The following is a 14,478-nucleotide window of genomic DNA, read 5'->3' on the forward strand; positions in this document are numbered from 1 at the left end:
GCCAGGGGCTCGCGGCACAGTGACGGACGTGACCGCCGAGGAGTCCACGCACCACGACCGCCCACGCCGCCCCGTCCCGGGTGAGCTGCGCGGGCGCGCTCAGCGGGCCATCCGGGCGCAGCGCCCGCCGACCGTCCCGATCGGCATCCGCGGCGACGACAACGGCCTGACCGAGTGGCACTCCCGAGCCGTGATCGACCTGGCGCTGCGCGTCGGCGAGACCATGCTCGCGACCGGCGCCTCGGCGTCCGACGTGACCGCGACCGTGCTGCGCCTCACCCGGGCGTACGACGTCCGCTCGCTGCACGTCGACGTCACGTACACCTCGATCACGATCTCCTACCACCGCGGCGTCATGCGCGACCCGCTCACTGTGATGCGCATCGTCCCCGCGCTGGCCGCGGACTACGGACGTCTCGAGGCGATCCACACCCTCGTGCGCGACATCGTCGACGAGCCCGGCGAGATCGGCGCTGCGCAGGACCGCCTGGAGGCGATCCTGGCCATGCACCACCCCTACCGGCGTGGGGTCGTGACCCTGGCGATCGGCCTGCTGGGCGCGGCCATCACCGCGCTCCTGGCCGGCTCGATCGTCCTCATCCTGCTCTCGTTCGTCGTGTCGATGGTCATCGACCGCGTGCAGCGGTTCATCTCGCTGCGCGGTGTCTCGGCCTTCTTCACCCAGGCGGTCGGCGCGGCCATCCCGACGACGGTCGTGGTGCTGCTGTGGACCCTGGTGCCCAAGGACGAACGCGCCGACCTCGGCCTGCACTCGTTGTCCGCCCTGGTCGCCACGACGATCGTCGTGCTGCTGTCCGGCCTCGGTGTCGTCAGTGCGGCGCTGGAGACCCTCGACGGGTACTACCTCACCTCGGCCGCGCGCACCTTCGAGGTGGTGATCCTGTCGGTCGGCGTCGCGACGGGCATCACGACCGTGCTCGCCATCGGCCAGCGGCTCGACCCCGAGATGCTGCCGTTCACCGCGGCCTCGGCGAACATCACGCCCAACCTCCTGCTCGGCGTCGTCGCCTCGGGGGTCATCGCCGCAGCGCACTCCGTCGCCAGCTACACCGGCCTGCGGGGCGCCCTCTTCGCGATGGGGGTGGCAGCCTTCTCGTGGCTCATGTACTGGATCAGCAACATCTGGGCTGCTCCCACCACGTGGTTCGACACGCAGGCGCAGCAGCAGCCGAACGGCTCCGACCACGGCGTCCTCGCGGCCATACCGGCGACGTTCGTGGCAGCGGTGGTCGCCGGCGCCGTCGCCCAGCTGGTCGCCGTTCGCTACCGGGTGCCGGCGCTCGCGGTGACCACGGCCGCGATCATCCCGCTGCTGCCCGGTCTGTCCCTGTTCAACGGGATCTTCCAGCTCGTGCACAGCGCGTCCGATCCCAGCAAGGGCGTCGCCTCCCTGATCACGGCCGCGGCGCTCGGCCTCGCGCTGGCCGGTGGCATCTCGCTCGGAGGCCTGCCCGTCCGCCTGCTGCGGGCGGACCGGGTGCAGAAGCGCATCCTGCGACGCGCGGTCGCCGACACCCGCGACTGAGCTCAGGGGGTCGTGGACGGAGCGGGCGTCGGGGCGGCGCTGCTCGGCGTGCCCCACGACCACGAGGTCAGGATCGACTCCTGGGTGCTGGTCGCCGTCGCCTTGTCCTTGGCGGCCGAGGTCATCGTCGTGACGACGACCTGGCTGCCGTTGAGGATGTAGTACTGCGTCTGGGCCACGTCGTACCCCTGCGCGACCCGCGAGATCGCGTACCCCGACGCCGGGGCGCCGCCGACGGTCCGGTCGGCCAGCTTGGTCACGGTGGCGCCCTTCTGCCGCTGGGCGATCATGCCCTGGTTGACCAGCTCCTCCAGGGCGGGCGGATCCTTCAGCACGCTCTTGACGACGCTGAAGCAGGGGTACACGTTCGCCGAGGGCTGCGGAGCGCGCAGGTACAGCACGGTGGTCGGGTGCTTGGTCGTGTCGTTCGCCCAGCCGGCGGGGGCGAGCACACCGAACGAACGGTCGCTCGCGGGCAGTGCCCCGGGCGCCGCGCGGGTCTCCAGGTGTGTGGCGGAGGGCGCCTCGACGGTCGTCGGCAGCTGGGGCGGGACCGAGCTGGGGTCGACGCCATTCGGCGAGGAGCAGCCGGCAGCGAGCAGCGCTACGGGCAGTAGCGCGACAACGCTCCGACGGGCCTTCACGCGTGGCAGGTTACGTCAGCCGTCTGCCCTTCCCCTGGAGGCGGTGGGGGCGCGCGTCGCGTCCCCACCGCCCCGGTTCAGGCGCGCGGTGCGGACTGCGCCTTGTAGTACGCCGAGGACTCCCGCTTCCACAGCAGCACCAGGATGACGACGGCCAGCGCCACGACGAGCACCTGGATCACCAGGAGCACCGGGATGGTGCCCACGACCAGGGCGGCCAGGAGCGACAGCACGCTGATGCCCCCGAGCACCGTGGCCACGATGCGTGCCCAGGTCTTGCCGAGCTGGTTGAAGCGGGCCATGAGCACCCAGAGGACGACGGCGATGACGCCGGCGAAGATCGTCTGGACGTTGAAGCTCGCGAACGCGCTGTCGATCTCCTTCTGGGTCGCCGAGTCGCCGAGCCGGTCGGTGATGTCGTCCTTGATCGCGCTCTTGCTGAGCAGACTGACGACGATGTTGACCGCGCTGAGCGCCGCGCCCGCGTACATCAGCTTGACGGCGAGGTCGACCGGCTTGGGCGGGCTCAGCTGCGCACGGGGTGGCGCCGCGTAGCCGTCCGGGCTCATCTGCGGTGCGCTCTGGTACGGGCCTGCGGACCCGGGAGGCGGGGGAGGCGGTGCGGGCTGGTCGGACACGGGTGGCTCCTTCGGGAGGGACGATGCTGGGCACACCTTGTCAGGTCGGTGGTTGCCGTGGTGCCCACCGCAGGCGGATAACCTCACGCCGTGGCCATCGACCTGCACACCCACTCGACCGAGAGCGACGGGACCGAGAGCCCGGCTGCGGTCGTCGCGGCCGCGGCCGTGGCCGGGCTGTCGACCATCGCTCTCACCGACCACGACACGGCACGGGGGTGGACCGAGGCCGCGGACGCCGTGGGGGAGTACGGGGTCGCCCTCGTGCCCGGCATCGAGATCAGCTGCCAGTCACGCGGGATCTCGGTGCACCTGCTGGGGTACCTCATCGACCCGACCCAGCCCGACCTGCGCGGCGAGCTGGAACGGGCCCGCGAGTCCCGGCGGACCCGGGCCCGCCGGATGGTCGAGCTGATCGCCGAGGACCTGCCGCTCACCTGGGAGGACGTGGTGGCGCAGGCCGGCGCGGACGCGACGCTCGGACGGCCGCACATCGCGGACGCGCTCGTGGCCAAGGGGCTGGTCGCGGACCGGTCGGAGGCCTTCGCACGGTACCTGCACCCCTCGGGGAAGTACCACGTGAGCCACTACGCGCCGGACCCCGTCCGCGCGGTGGAGCTCGTCCGTCGCTCCGGAGGCGTTCCGGTGATGGCCCACCCGTTCGCGCACCAACGGGGTCGGGTGGTCGCCGACGACGTGATCGAGGCGATGGCGGCAGCGGGGCTGGCCGGCCTGGAGGCGTACCACCGCGACCACGACGACGAGGCGCGGGAGCACGCGCTGCGGCTCGCCGACCGGCTCGGGATCCTGGTGACCGGCTCCAGCGACTACCACGGCGCGGGCAAGCCGAACCGGCTCGGTGAGCACACCACGGCGCCGCAGGTCCTGGAGCAGATCGAGGCGCAGGCGACCGGCGCGACGGCGGTCGTCCGGCCCTGAGCGCGTCCGCCGCGTGGCCGCCGCTGCAGGGTCGGTGGTCGCGGCTACGGTGAGCGCGATGAACCAGCCCGCCACCGAACGCAGCCAGACCGAGCTGCCGGGTATGCCGCAGCGCCTGTACGCCGCGAGCCCGAGCCGGCTGACGACCTGGCTGGACTGCCCGCGCCGCTACCGCATGCAGTACCTCGACCGACCGAGCCCAACGATCCGCCCGCAGCGGGCGCACACGACGGTCGGGCTGGTGACCCACACCGTGCTGCGCGACTTCTGGGACCTGGAGCCGCACCAGCGGACGCCTGCCGGTGTCGTGAGCCTCGTGCGCGACGCGTGGACGGGTGCGGGGTTCAAGGACGAGTCCCAGTCCAGCCGCTGGCGCAGCCGGACCACCCAGGAGATCACCGACTACCTGCGCACGGCCGATCGCGACACCCAGCCGGTGGCGCGGGAGCGCAGCATGGCGCTGAAGACCGACACCCTGGCGATGACCGGCCGCGTCGACCGGATGGACGAGCGCGAGGGCGAGCTCGTGGTGGTCGACTACAAGACCAGCCGGCGTACGCCGACCGAGGACGACGCCCGGACGTCGATGGCGCTGGCGTTCTACGCGGCCGCCGGCTCACGGATGTTCCGCAAGCCGTGCGTCCGCGTCGAGCTGCACCACGTGCCGACCGGCGAGGTCGTCGCCCACGAGCACACCTCGGCGTCGCTGGAGCGCAAGATCGGCGAGGCGGAGTCCATCGCCCGCGACCTGCGCCGCGCGGACGCCGCCTTCCGTGACCAGGGGCAGCAGGCGCCGTACTTCGCTCCGAACCCGACACCGCTGTGTCGGTGGTGCGACTTCCGGGCCCACTGCCCCGAGGGTCAGGCCGTCGGGCCGGAGCGGTCGTCCTGGGCGGCCCTGGAGCCGGACGCGTCCGACTGATCATTCGGACGCGCCGTCTCGGGCGCCTCCTCGGCGACCAGCGTGAGGTCCCCGTGACCGTGCTCGGCGACACCCGAGATGACGGCCCGCTCGACCATCGTCTGGCCCAGCGCCGCACGACGCATCATCGGGTCGGCCTGCAGGTCCTTCACCAGGGCGACGCACATGGCGGCCATGACGAAGACGAACGGCAGCGCCGCGACGATCGTGATGTTCTGCAGCGAGGTGAGTGCGGCACCCGGGTCGTCCGGGTTGTCCGCGAAGCCCGCGAGCAGCATCACGGCGGCCACCGCACCGGTGAGCACGCCCCAGAAGATCACCGTCGGACGGCTCGGCTCGAGCGAGCCGCGCTCGGACAGCGTGCCCATGACGATGGACGCCGCGTCGGCACCCGACACGAAGAAGATGCCGACCAGCACCATCACGATGACGGTCATGATTCCCGCGAGCGGGAAGTGGTTGAGCATGTCGAACAGCGCGGTGTTGCTGTCGACGGATGCGACGCCGTCGACGGCCTTCACCAGGTCCTTGCTGTCGCGCTGGACGTCGATGGCCGTGCCACCGAAGATCGCGAACCAGATCAGGCTCACGACGCTGGGCACGAGCAGCACACCGGTGATGAACTGGCGGATCGTGCGGCCGCGGCTGATGCGCGCGATGAACATGCCGACGAAGGGTGTCCAGGAGATCCACCACGCCCAGTAGAAGATCGTCCAGGAGGACAGCCAGGTCGCGAGCTTGTCGTCGCCGCCGGCCTGGGTCCGAGCCGCCATCGAGGGCAGGTCGTCCACGTACGTGCCGAGTGCGGTCGGCAGCAGGTCCAGGATGAACACCGTCGGGCCCACGACGAACACGAACACCGCCAGCACCATGTTGATGTTCGAGAGCCACTGGATGCCCTTGGCCACGCCGGACACGGCGCTGAGGATGAAGGCGACGGTCAGCACGGTGATGATGGACACGAGCGAGACCTGACCGGCCTTGCCGACCCAGCCGTTGGCCTCCAGGCCCGCCCCGATCTGCAGGGCGCCGAGGCCCAGCGACGCGGCGGAGCCGAAGAGCGTCGCGAAGATCGCGAGCATGTCGATGACCTTGCCGACCGGGCCGTCGGCGCGCTTGCCGAGGAGCGGCCGGAAGGCCGAGGAGATCAGCTGGCTACGGCCCTTGCGGAACGTGCCGTACGCGATGGCGACGCCGACCACCGCGTAGATGGCCCACGGGTGCAGCGTCCAGTGGAACAGCGTGGTGGCCATCGCGGTCTTCATGGCCTCGGTGGACTGCGGGGTGGTCCCGGTGTCCGGCGGCGGCGCGGCGAAGAAGTTCAGCGGCTCGGCGACCCCCCAGAACATCAGGCCGATCCCCATGCCGGCGCTGAACATCATGGCGATCCAGGAGACCGTCTTGAACTCGGGCTTCTCGTCGTCGGCGCCCAGCGGGATGTTGCCGTACCGGCTGGCCGCGAGCCAGATGGCGAACACCACGAACAGCGACGCCATGAGGACGAAGGCCCAGCCTGCGGTGTCCATCACCCAGCCGAGCGCGTCGTCGGAGACGGTGCCCAGCGAGTGCGGCGTCAGGAAGCCCCAGACCACGAAGCCGAGGGCGATCGCCGCGGTGACACCGAAGATGACTCGGTCCACGCCGCGACGGACAGCGCTCGGCTCCTCGATGGGAGCGGTGATGCCGCCGAGGAGCTCGTGCTCGGTACTCGGCTCGGTGGATCTGCCGTGATCCTGGGGCGCACCTGGCGGTGATGTAGTAGGTGTAGTCGTAGCCACTTCTCGACCTCGATCTCGTCTTCTCAGTTGCGTTCGGTCTTCACATGCGTTTCATGGGCGGCCCTGCTGATCTCTCACAGGGGCGACCTTGTTACTTTGCCGTAGGACCCGGATCGGGGCAACTTGTGCTGCCCTCGTTCGGCCTGTCCAAGGCGTGAGATCCGCCACGTGACTCCGCCCACCGAGCACAGCGAAGGAAGGCCACATGACTGCCGTCCAGGCCCTGGCGATGCCCGCAGCGGGCGCCGCTTTCGAGACGATCACCATCCAGCGGCGAGCTCTCCGGGACGACGACGTCCGGATCGAGATCGCCTACGCCGGCATCTGCCACAGCGACATCCACACCGTCCGTGAGGAGTGGGGCCCGATCACCTTCCCGCTGGTCCCGGGTCACGAGATCGCCGGTGTGGTCGCCGAGGTCGGTCCGGCGGTGACCCGCGTGCGGGTCGGCGACCGGGTCGGGGTCGGCTGCATGGTCGACTCCTGCGGGACGTGTGACGCCTGCAAGGACGGGCAGGAGAACTACTGCCGTGACGGCGCGGTGTGGACGTACGGGAGCGACGACGTCGACGGCACGACCACCCAGGGCGGGTACAGCCAGCAGGTGGTCGTGGCCGAGCGGTTCGTCGCGCGCGTCCCGGACGGGATCGGCCTGGACGTCGCGGCGCCGCTGCTGTGCGCCGGCATCACCACCTACAACCCGCTGAAGCGGTTCGGGGCGGGTCCCGGCACCACGGTCGCCGTCGTCGGGCTCGGCGGGCTCGGCCACATGGGCGTCAAGATCGCCGTCGCGATGGGCGCCGAGGTGACCGTCATGTCGCGGACCCGGGCCAAGGAGGCGGACGCGCGCGAGCTGGGCGCCACCGGGTACGTCGCGACGGGCGAGGAGGGCGCACTCGAGGCGGTCGCGTCGACGTACGACATCGTGCTGAACACCGTCAGCGCCGACCTGCCGGTGCAGGCCTACCTGGAGACCACTCGTCCGCGTGGGGCCCTGGTCAACGTCGGGCTGCCGCCGTCGGACTTCGTGGTGAGCCCGTGGTCGGTGGTGGGCGGCTCGCGCATCGTCGCCGGCTCCAACATCGGCGGGATGGCGTTCACCCAGGAGATGCTGGACTTCTGCGCCCAGCACGACATCGCGGCCACGATCGAGACGATCTCGGCGGACGATGTGGATGCGGCGTACGACCGGGTCGTGGCCGGTGACGTGCACTACCGCGCGGTGATCGACGTCACGTCCATCGGCGCGGCTGCGACGACCTCAGCACACTAGGACGTGGCTGCGGAGGCTGCCTGTGAGCATCCCCCTGGCCGCGGCTCACAGACAGCCTCCGCAATGACGCCGGGTGAGGCTCTCTCCCCAGATGTCTCACCTGACCGCCGGCGAACGGCTCCCCCGAACCGTCCTCCGACGTGGCCGCCGGGCCCCCGCCCCTTGGCCTGTCTACAGCCTGCCCGTTCCGGGTGGATCGCTCCATCGGACCGGGACTGATCTTCTGGAGCGAAAGGTCCTAGGACCTTTCGCTCAGCCAGAGGCGTCGGTGCGGCGCCCGGGGCCGATCCGCCGCGACACCCCGGGGTCCTCGGTGGCCTCGAGGACCTCCGGGGGAAGGGTCCAGGCGATCGCGGACCGCTGCGTGACGCCGAGCTTGCGCAGGATGTTGCCGACGTGCGTCTTCACGGTCTTCTCCGAGATGTGCAGGCGGCGCGCCAGGGCGTTGTTGGACAGCCCGTCGCGGGCGATCAGGGCCGCGATCTCGATCTCTCGGGTGGTCAGGTCGATGTGCATCGGCCGCGGCTCGTGCACCCGTACGAGCTCGGCCACCTCGGTCTGCACGCGCTCGGCCAGCTGCCGCGCCGCGTCCACCGCCGTCGTCACGGGCTCGCCGGCCTCGCTCGCCACGTCGGCGAGATCCACCAGCATCAGGCGCAGCTCGTCCAGCTTGTCGCCGATCCGGTTGACCAGGTCGGCCTCGTTCTGCACCCGGCTGCTGTCCAGCTCGGGGTAGAGCTCGTACAGACCCAGGGAGTCCGCGTCGTCGGTGTCCCGGGCGATCGACTGCACCAGCGCCCGCGCGACCCACTCCGCGGCGCGCACGAACTCGTCGTCGAAGACGTCGGGCTGCATGCTCTGGGCGCTCATCAGCCCGGTCGCCTCACCGGTCCGCGGGTCCAGCAGGGGGACGACCACCGCGTCCTGCGACAGCTGGGAGGCGTCGCCGAAGGAGATGCCGCGGTGCAGCAGGCGGCCGTCGTCGCTGCGCAGCCGGTAGGGCTTGCGGGAGGTGCGGACCCAGTGGGACATGCCGCCGGGGGAGTAGAACAGCACCTCGGGGGTCAGGAACTGGTCACCGTCGTAGATGTAGGTGATGACCAGGCTGTTCTCGCCCTTGAAGTAGCCGATGTAGAACGAGTCCAGCGCGGCGATGCCGGCGAGCGCGGCCTTGCACGCGGAGTACTTCCGCATGACGTCGCCGCGCTCGGCCAGCCGCAGCCGCCGGTCGGCGTTGCGCAGGACGGCCACGGTGACGGGGCTGAAGGGGACGTCCTGGTCGCGCATAGGCCGAAGGTTAGCCCTGGTCGCCCGCGGTCGGCTTTCCTCCACGCGTCCGGCGGCGGCGACGACGCTGGCCACCGTCGCCGCGAGGAGCGTCGTTCGAGGGCTCGGACCGGCGGCCGCCGCCGCGCCCGGAGGAGGACCGGTCGGCGCCGGAACCTCGGCGAGCCTCACCGCGACCGGCCGAGCGACCGGTCTCGCCCAGGTCCTCGATCCGCTCGGCGTCCAGACCCGCTCGGGTCCGCGACGAGCGCGGCAGCGTGCCGGTCGCGCCCTGCGGGATGTCGAGGTCGGTGTAGAGGTGCTCGGAGGAGGAGTACGTCTCCGCCGGCTCGGGGATGCCCAGGTCGAGCGCCTTGTTGATGAGCGCCCAGCGCGGCATGTCGTCCCAGTCGACGAAGGTCACGGCGATGCCGGTGTTGCCCGCCCGCCCCGTACGGCCGATGCGGTGGACGTAGGTCTTCTCGTCCTCGGTGCACTGGTAGTTGACGACGTGGGTGACGTTGTCGACGTCGATGCCGCGGGCCGCGACGTCAGTGGCGACCAGGATGTCGACCTTGCCGGTCCGGAACGCGCGCAGCGCCTGCTCCCGGGCGCCCTGGCCCAGGTCGCCGTGGATGGCCGCCGCCGCGAAACCGCGCTCGACCAGCTCGTCGGACACCTTCGCCGCGGTCCGCTTGGTGCGGGTGAAGACGATGGTCAGCCCACGGCCCTGCGCCTGCAGGATGCGCGCGAGCATCTCGACCTTGTCCAGGGCGTGGGCCCGGTAGACGAACTGCTCGATGGCCTTGACGGTGTGGCTGTCCTCGCCGGCCTCCTCCATCGCCCGGATGTGGGTCGGCTGGGTCATGTACCGGCGGGCGAGCGCGACGACGGCGCCGGGCATCGTCGCGCTGAACAGCATCGTCTGGCGCGACGCGGGGGTCATGGCCAGGATCTTCTCGACGTCGGGGAGGAAGCCCAGGTCCAGCATCTCGTCGGCCTCGTCCAGCACGACCGACCGGACGTACGACAGGTTCAGATGGCCCTGGTTGGCCAGGTCGATGAGCCGGCCGGGCGTGCCGACGACGACCTCGACGCCACGCTGCAGCGCCTCGATCTGCGGCTCGTACGCACGACCGCCGTACACGGTGAGGACTCGGATGCCGCGCTTCTTGCCGGCCCGCTCAAGGTCACCTGCGACCTGGACGGCGAGCTCACGGGTCGGCGCCACGGCGAGCGCCTGCGGCTTGCCCGGGTCGGCCAGGCCGGAGAACCCGGCGTCCGAGGGGGCGACGACGCGGTTCAGGATCGGGACGCCGAAGCCGAGGGTCTTACCGGTACCCGTCTTGGCCTGGCCGATGATGTCGTGGCCGCCCAGCGCGACCGGCAGGGTCATGGCCTGGATCGGGAACGGCGTGACGATGCCGGCGTCGGCGAGCGCGTGGACGATGTCGGGGTGCACGTCGAAGTCGGCGAAGGTGGGCTCGGCGGCGACCTGCTCGGGCGCCGTCGTGGTCTGGTCGGTCATGGTCTGCAGCTCTTCCGGATCGGCGGGGGCCACGCGCACGCCAACGTGCGGGCCACACCAGGTGTTGGGCCGATCGGGAGGTCTCGCGGCTCGTCCCGATCACGGGTCGAGCCAGGTCGTGGTCACGTCACATGCCGACCGGGCACCAGTTGACCCCGCCACTCTACCCGCGGGTCACCCGATCGTTAGCATCCAGGCATGGCAACCAGCACCGGCCGCGACCTGTCCGACCCCTCGTTCCGCGCGAGCGTCATCGAGCTGTGCGGTGCGCTGGCGTACGGAGAGCTGGTCGGCTTCTTCATGATCGTGCACGACGCCGAGACCGCTCCGCGGGTGGGCGACCGGATCGCGCTGGCCCGGCTGGCCGCCCACGAGCTGGAGCAGTACGAGCGGCTCGCGGGACGGATCGAGGAGCTCGGGGCGGACCCCGAGGTCGCGATGCAGCCGTTCGCCGAGAGCTTCGACGACTGGCACCGCCGTACGCCGCCGTCCAGCTGGCTGGAGGGCCTGATGAAGGTGTACGCCGGGCACGCGCTGGCCGAGGACTTCTACCGGGAGATCTCCGCGTACGTCGACGCCGACACCCGGGCGCTGGTCGTCGAGGTCATGCAGGAGGGCGGGCACGTCGAGTTCGCCCGGCAGACGCTGCGCGAGGCGATCGCCAACGACCCCGCGGCGGGCGGCCGGCTGGCACTGTTCGGGCGCCGGCTCATCGGCGAGGCGCTGTCCCAGGCCCAGCGCGTGGCCGCCGAGCGGGACGCGATCACCGCCCTGCTCGTCGACGACGGGTCCGGCCACGGCGCCGACCTCGCGGAGCTGACGCAGATCTTCGCCCGGCTCACCCAGGCCCACACCGACCGGATGGAGTCGCTCGGGCTGTCGGCCTGACCACGACCGCACGACCGAGCCCCGGCCCTCCAGGGAGGAGCCGGGGCTCGGGTCGTGTGGTCGTGGCTCAGCGCGTACGGCTGCTGCCGCTGAGGCCGCCGGGCATGGAGCCGCGGCCCCCGCGGGCCGCCATGCCGGTGTAGATCGCGACGCCGACGATGCCGACGATCAGACTGACGATGAACGTGATGATGCCGTGCCCGTCGCCCACGATCGCCCGGGTGATGATGCCCCCGAGGAACGCGCCGATGATGCCGATGATGATCGTCGGGGCCCAGCCCATGGCCTGCTTGCCGGGCAGAGCGAGTCGTGCCAGGGCGCCGATGATGGCGCCGAGGATGATGTAGCCGATGATGAGCCCGATCATGGGGATGACTCCCTCCCGGCCGTCTTGCGGCGACCGCCTCAGGTCCCGCACCGTCAGGAGACGGTACGGGTGCTTCTGAGGCTGACTTTGCTCCTACGCCGAACCGATGGCAAGACCCGCGACCGGCGTGGTCAGCTGCCGAAGCCGACGCGCCCCTTCTGCTCAGAACCCACGTCGACGTAGCCGATGACCGCGGCCGGGACGGTGACGCTGTGGCCGCGCTCGTCGATGAGCGTCAGCGGCTTGCCCGAGGTCAGGGCCTCCTGGAGCAGGCCCTGCACGTCGTCAGGGCTCTGGTTGGACTCGATGACGACCTCGCGTGCGACGTTCTGCACGCCGATCCGGACCTCCACGGTGGTTCCCTTTCGGTGGTGGGTTCGGCGCGCGAGAGTGCTCACGGCCGGTCCCAGAACAGTAGGACTGACGGCTGCAACACCGGTCAGGCGCCCGGGTGTTCCCCGGCCTCGTCGGTGAGGGGGAGTCCGCCGAGGCCGCGCCAGCCGAGCTTGGCGACCAGGCGCGCCGCCTCCTCGCGGGGGATCGAGGCGCCCTGGCTGAGCCAGTACCGCGCGACGACCTGGCACATGCCGACCATCGCCATGCCGATCAGGTGGGCCTGCTCCTGCGGGAAGCCGGTGTCCTCCTTGACGACCTCGGAGACCGACTCGGCGCACTGGCTCATCATCCGCTCGACGCGCTCGGCGACGGCCGGCTCGTTGATCAGGTCCGACTCGAACACCATCCGGAACGCGGCGTCCTTGCGCTCCACGAACTCGAAGAAGGCCTCGACCGTGGCGGCGACCCGCTGGGCGTTGTCGGTGGTGGAGGCCAGGGCCTGCTCGACCAGGGCCGGCAGCTGCGCGGTGTGGGTGTCCATCAGCGCGAGGTAGAGGTCGAGCTTGCCCGGGAAGTGCTGGTACAGAACCGGCTTGCTGACCTTGGCGCGGTCGGCGATCTCGTCCATCGCGGTCGCGTGGTACCCCGACTCGACGAACACCGACTGTGCGGCCTCCATCAGCTGAGCACGGCGCGCCGATCGGGGCAGCCTGCTCGTGCGTCCACGTCCCTCAGACAACGTCGTCACGTCTCCTCCAACCTCATGCGGTCCCGGCATCCTATGTCGGTGCTACTGGGGAGTCACACCTCGACGGTGGTGAGTTGGCGGTCCGTGCGCGCTCGTCACGGGTGAGAATGGTGGGGTGAGTGAGGCTCGGTACGCCAGACACCTGCTGCTGCCCGAGGTCGGGCCGGCGGGGCAGCAGCGGCTCCGCGACGCGCGCGTGGTCGTGATCGGGGCGGGCGGCCTCGGCTCGCCGGTGCTGCTGTACCTCGCCGCTGCAGGCGTGGGCCGGCTGGACGTCGTCGACGACGACACGGTCGACGTCACCAACCTGCAGCGTCAGGTGCTGCACGCGACGCCCGCGGTGGGAGCCGCGAAGGTCGACTCGGCGCGGGAGCGGCTGCGCGACCTGAACCCCGACGTCGAGGTGGTCACCCACCGCGTCCGCGTCGGCGCCGACAACGTCACCGACCTGGTCGGCGGGGCCGACGTCGTGGTCGACGGGACGGACAACTTCGCGACCCGCTACCTGCTGAACGACGCGTGCGTCCTGGCCGGCGTACCGCTCGTCTGGGGCTCGATCCTGCGTTTCGACGGGCAGGTCTCGGTGTGGTGGCGTGGTCACGGGCCGTGCTACCGGTGCGTGTTCCCGACACCGCCGGAGCCCGGCCAGGTGCCCTCGTGCGCCGAGGGCGGGGTGCTCGGCGCGGTCGCGGCCGTCATCGGCTCGGTGCAGGCCACGGAGGTGCTGAAGCTCCTGATCGGCGTGGGCGAGCCGTTGGTGGGCCGCCTCCTGGTCCACGACGCGCTGCGCCAGACCTGGCGCGAGATCACGGTGGCGCGCAACCCCGCGTGCGCCGTGTGCGGGGACGCGCCCACGATCACCGAGCCGGTGTCGCTCGAGCAGGTCTGCGAGCCCGCGCGCGCCGTCGCCACCATCAGTGCCGCCGACCTCGCCTCGTTGCGGGCCACGACCTCCGTACGCCTGGTCGACGTGCGGGGTGAGGGAGAACGGGCGATCGCGGCCATCGAGGGGGCCGAGCCCGTCCCGCTGGAGGAGTTCCGGACGGGAGCGGCGTTCGCGCGGCTGGAGGACACCCCGGACGGCGTACCGCTCGTCATCACCTGCAAGTCGGGTGCGCGATCGGCGGAGGCCGTCCGCCTGCTGCAGGACGCCACCGGTCGCCAGGCGCGCTCCCTGGACGGCGGCGTCCTGGCCTGGGCCCGGGACGTCGACCCCACGATGGACACCTACTGATGGCCCCCGACGACCCGCCGACCGTCGGACCGATGGCGGTCGAGGACCTCCCGCCGGTCGCGGACCTCGTGCTCGCGATCGTGGACCAGGTGCCCGAGGGGCGGGTCACGACCTACGGCGACGTCGGCAAGGTCGCGGGCGTCGGGCCGCGGCAGGTCGGCGCCGTGATGTCGCGGTACGGATCGCTCGTCGCGTGGTGGCGGGTGCTGCGGGCCGACGGCCGGCCGCCACAGGGGTTGGAGGACGAGGCCGTCGCGCGCTACCGCGAGGAGGGCACGCCGCTGCGGTCCGGGCGGGTGGACCTGAGCCGGGCGCGTCATCCGCTGCTTCCGGTCGAGGACGTCAGCCCTGCGTGATGGGATGGCGCGCGT

15 protein-coding genes are annotated in these 14,478 nt (G+C 71.3%); 7 read left to right on the top strand and 8 right to left on the bottom strand.

Going from position 1 to position 14,478, the window contains the following annotated elements; all coding sequences use genetic code 11:
- Positions 1 to 28: 28 nt before the first annotated feature.
- Positions 29 to 1,546, top strand: coding sequence for a threonine/serine exporter family protein (locus tag P4R38_RS12215; protein ID WP_277192374.1), 1,518 nt, complete (start codon positions 29 to 31; stop codon positions 1,544 to 1,546).
- Between the two features lie 2 nt (positions 1,547 to 1,548).
- Here P4R38_RS12215 and P4R38_RS12220 read toward each other — a convergent pair whose 3' ends face one another.
- On the bottom strand, positions 1,549 to 2,190 hold the full coding sequence (locus P4R38_RS12220; RefSeq protein ID WP_277192375.1) for a DcrB/PsbP domain-containing protein: 642 nt from the start codon (positions 2,188 to 2,190) through the stop codon (positions 1,549 to 1,551).
- Between the two features lie 77 nt (positions 2,191 to 2,267).
- Complete coding sequence (locus P4R38_RS12225) at positions 2,268 to 2,828, bottom strand: hypothetical protein (protein ID WP_277192376.1); 561 nt, start codon at positions 2,826 to 2,828, stop codon at positions 2,268 to 2,270.
- A 90-nt stretch (positions 2,829 to 2,918) separates the two neighbouring features.
- Here P4R38_RS12225 and P4R38_RS12230 point away from each other — a divergent pair, with 90 nt between their 5' ends.
- Together P4R38_RS12230 and P4R38_RS12235 are read left to right on the top strand one after the other, a co-directional pair.
- Positions 2,919 to 3,767 (top strand): PHP domain-containing protein, encoded by an 849-nt coding sequence (locus P4R38_RS12230; protein WP_277192377.1) that lies wholly within the window; start codon positions 2,919 to 2,921, stop codon positions 3,765 to 3,767.
- Between the two features lie 58 nt (positions 3,768 to 3,825).
- On the top strand, positions 3,826 to 4,689 hold the full coding sequence (locus P4R38_RS12235; protein WP_277192378.1) for a RecB family exonuclease: 864 nt from the start codon (positions 3,826 to 3,828) through the stop codon (positions 4,687 to 4,689).
- Here P4R38_RS12235 and P4R38_RS12240 read toward each other — a convergent pair.
- Complete coding sequence (locus P4R38_RS12240; protein ID WP_409201258.1) at positions 4,629 to 6,467, bottom strand: BCCT family transporter; 1,839 nt, start codon at positions 6,465 to 6,467, stop codon at positions 4,629 to 4,631. The genes P4R38_RS12235 and P4R38_RS12240 overlap by 61 nt on opposite strands.
- A gap of 205 nt (positions 6,468 to 6,672) precedes the next feature.
- Between P4R38_RS12240 and P4R38_RS12245 the strand changes: the two genes are divergently transcribed.
- A complete protein-coding gene (locus P4R38_RS12245; protein WP_277192379.1) occupies positions 6,673 to 7,740 on the top strand; it encodes an NAD(P)-dependent alcohol dehydrogenase in 1,068 nt (355 codons plus the stop codon).
- 252 nt (positions 7,741 to 7,992) lie between these two features.
- Here P4R38_RS12245 and P4R38_RS12250 read toward each other — a convergent pair whose 3' ends face one another.
- Both P4R38_RS12250 and P4R38_RS12255 read right to left on the bottom strand, forming a co-directional pair.
- The gene (locus P4R38_RS12250; protein ID WP_275238340.1) at positions 7,993 to 9,027 is read right to left on the bottom strand and encodes a helix-turn-helix transcriptional regulator; all 1,035 of its coding nucleotides are present in this window, start codon (positions 9,025 to 9,027) and stop codon (positions 7,993 to 7,995) included.
- Positions 9,028 to 9,037: 10 nt separating this feature from the next.
- A complete protein-coding gene (locus tag P4R38_RS12255) occupies positions 9,038 to 10,534 on the bottom strand; it encodes a DEAD/DEAH box helicase (RefSeq protein WP_277192380.1) in 1,497 nt (498 codons plus the stop codon).
- Positions 10,535 to 10,732: 198 nt separating this feature from the next.
- Between P4R38_RS12255 and P4R38_RS12260 the strand changes: the two genes are divergently transcribed.
- Positions 10,733 to 11,422, top strand: a complete 690-nt coding sequence (locus tag P4R38_RS12260) for a ferritin-like fold-containing protein (protein WP_275238342.1) — start codon at positions 10,733 to 10,735, stop codon at positions 11,420 to 11,422.
- A gap of 67 nt (positions 11,423 to 11,489) precedes the next feature.
- On the opposite strand, the gene P4R38_RS12265 is transcribed toward P4R38_RS12260, so the two are convergent.
- The 3 genes from P4R38_RS12265 to P4R38_RS12275 form a co-directional block, all read right to left on the bottom strand.
- On the bottom strand, positions 11,490 to 11,789 hold the full coding sequence (locus P4R38_RS12265; protein ID WP_277192381.1) for a GlsB/YeaQ/YmgE family stress response membrane protein: 300 nt from the start codon (positions 11,787 to 11,789) through the stop codon (positions 11,490 to 11,492).
- A 131-nt stretch (positions 11,790 to 11,920) separates the two neighbouring features.
- The gene (locus tag P4R38_RS12270) at positions 11,921 to 12,142 is read right to left on the bottom strand and encodes a DUF3107 domain-containing protein (RefSeq protein WP_275238344.1); all 222 of its coding nucleotides are present in this window, start codon (positions 12,140 to 12,142) and stop codon (positions 11,921 to 11,923) included.
- Positions 12,143 to 12,228: 86 nt separating this feature from the next.
- Positions 12,229 to 12,873, bottom strand: a complete 645-nt coding sequence (locus tag P4R38_RS12275) for a TetR/AcrR family transcriptional regulator (RefSeq protein WP_346770757.1) — start codon at positions 12,871 to 12,873, stop codon at positions 12,229 to 12,231.
- A 115-nt stretch (positions 12,874 to 12,988) separates the two neighbouring features.
- On the opposite strand from P4R38_RS12275, the gene moeB reads away from it, so the two are divergent.
- Positions 12,989 to 14,107: a molybdopterin-synthase adenylyltransferase MoeB gene (gene moeB / locus P4R38_RS12280; RefSeq protein ID WP_277192382.1), complete on the top strand. Its 1,119-nt coding sequence runs from the start codon at positions 12,989 to 12,991 to the stop codon at positions 14,105 to 14,107.
- Positions 14,107 to 14,463, top strand: coding sequence for an MGMT family protein (locus P4R38_RS12285; protein WP_277192383.1), 357 nt, complete (start codon positions 14,107 to 14,109; stop codon positions 14,461 to 14,463). The genes moeB and P4R38_RS12285 overlap by 1 nt, the downstream gene beginning before the upstream one ends.
- Positions 14,464 to 14,478 lie beyond the last annotated feature (15 nt).

Source organism: Luteipulveratus flavus, assembly GCF_029439465.1.
GTDB classification, from domain to species: Bacteria; Actinomycetota; Actinomycetes; order Actinomycetales; family Dermatophilaceae; genus Luteipulveratus; species Luteipulveratus flavus.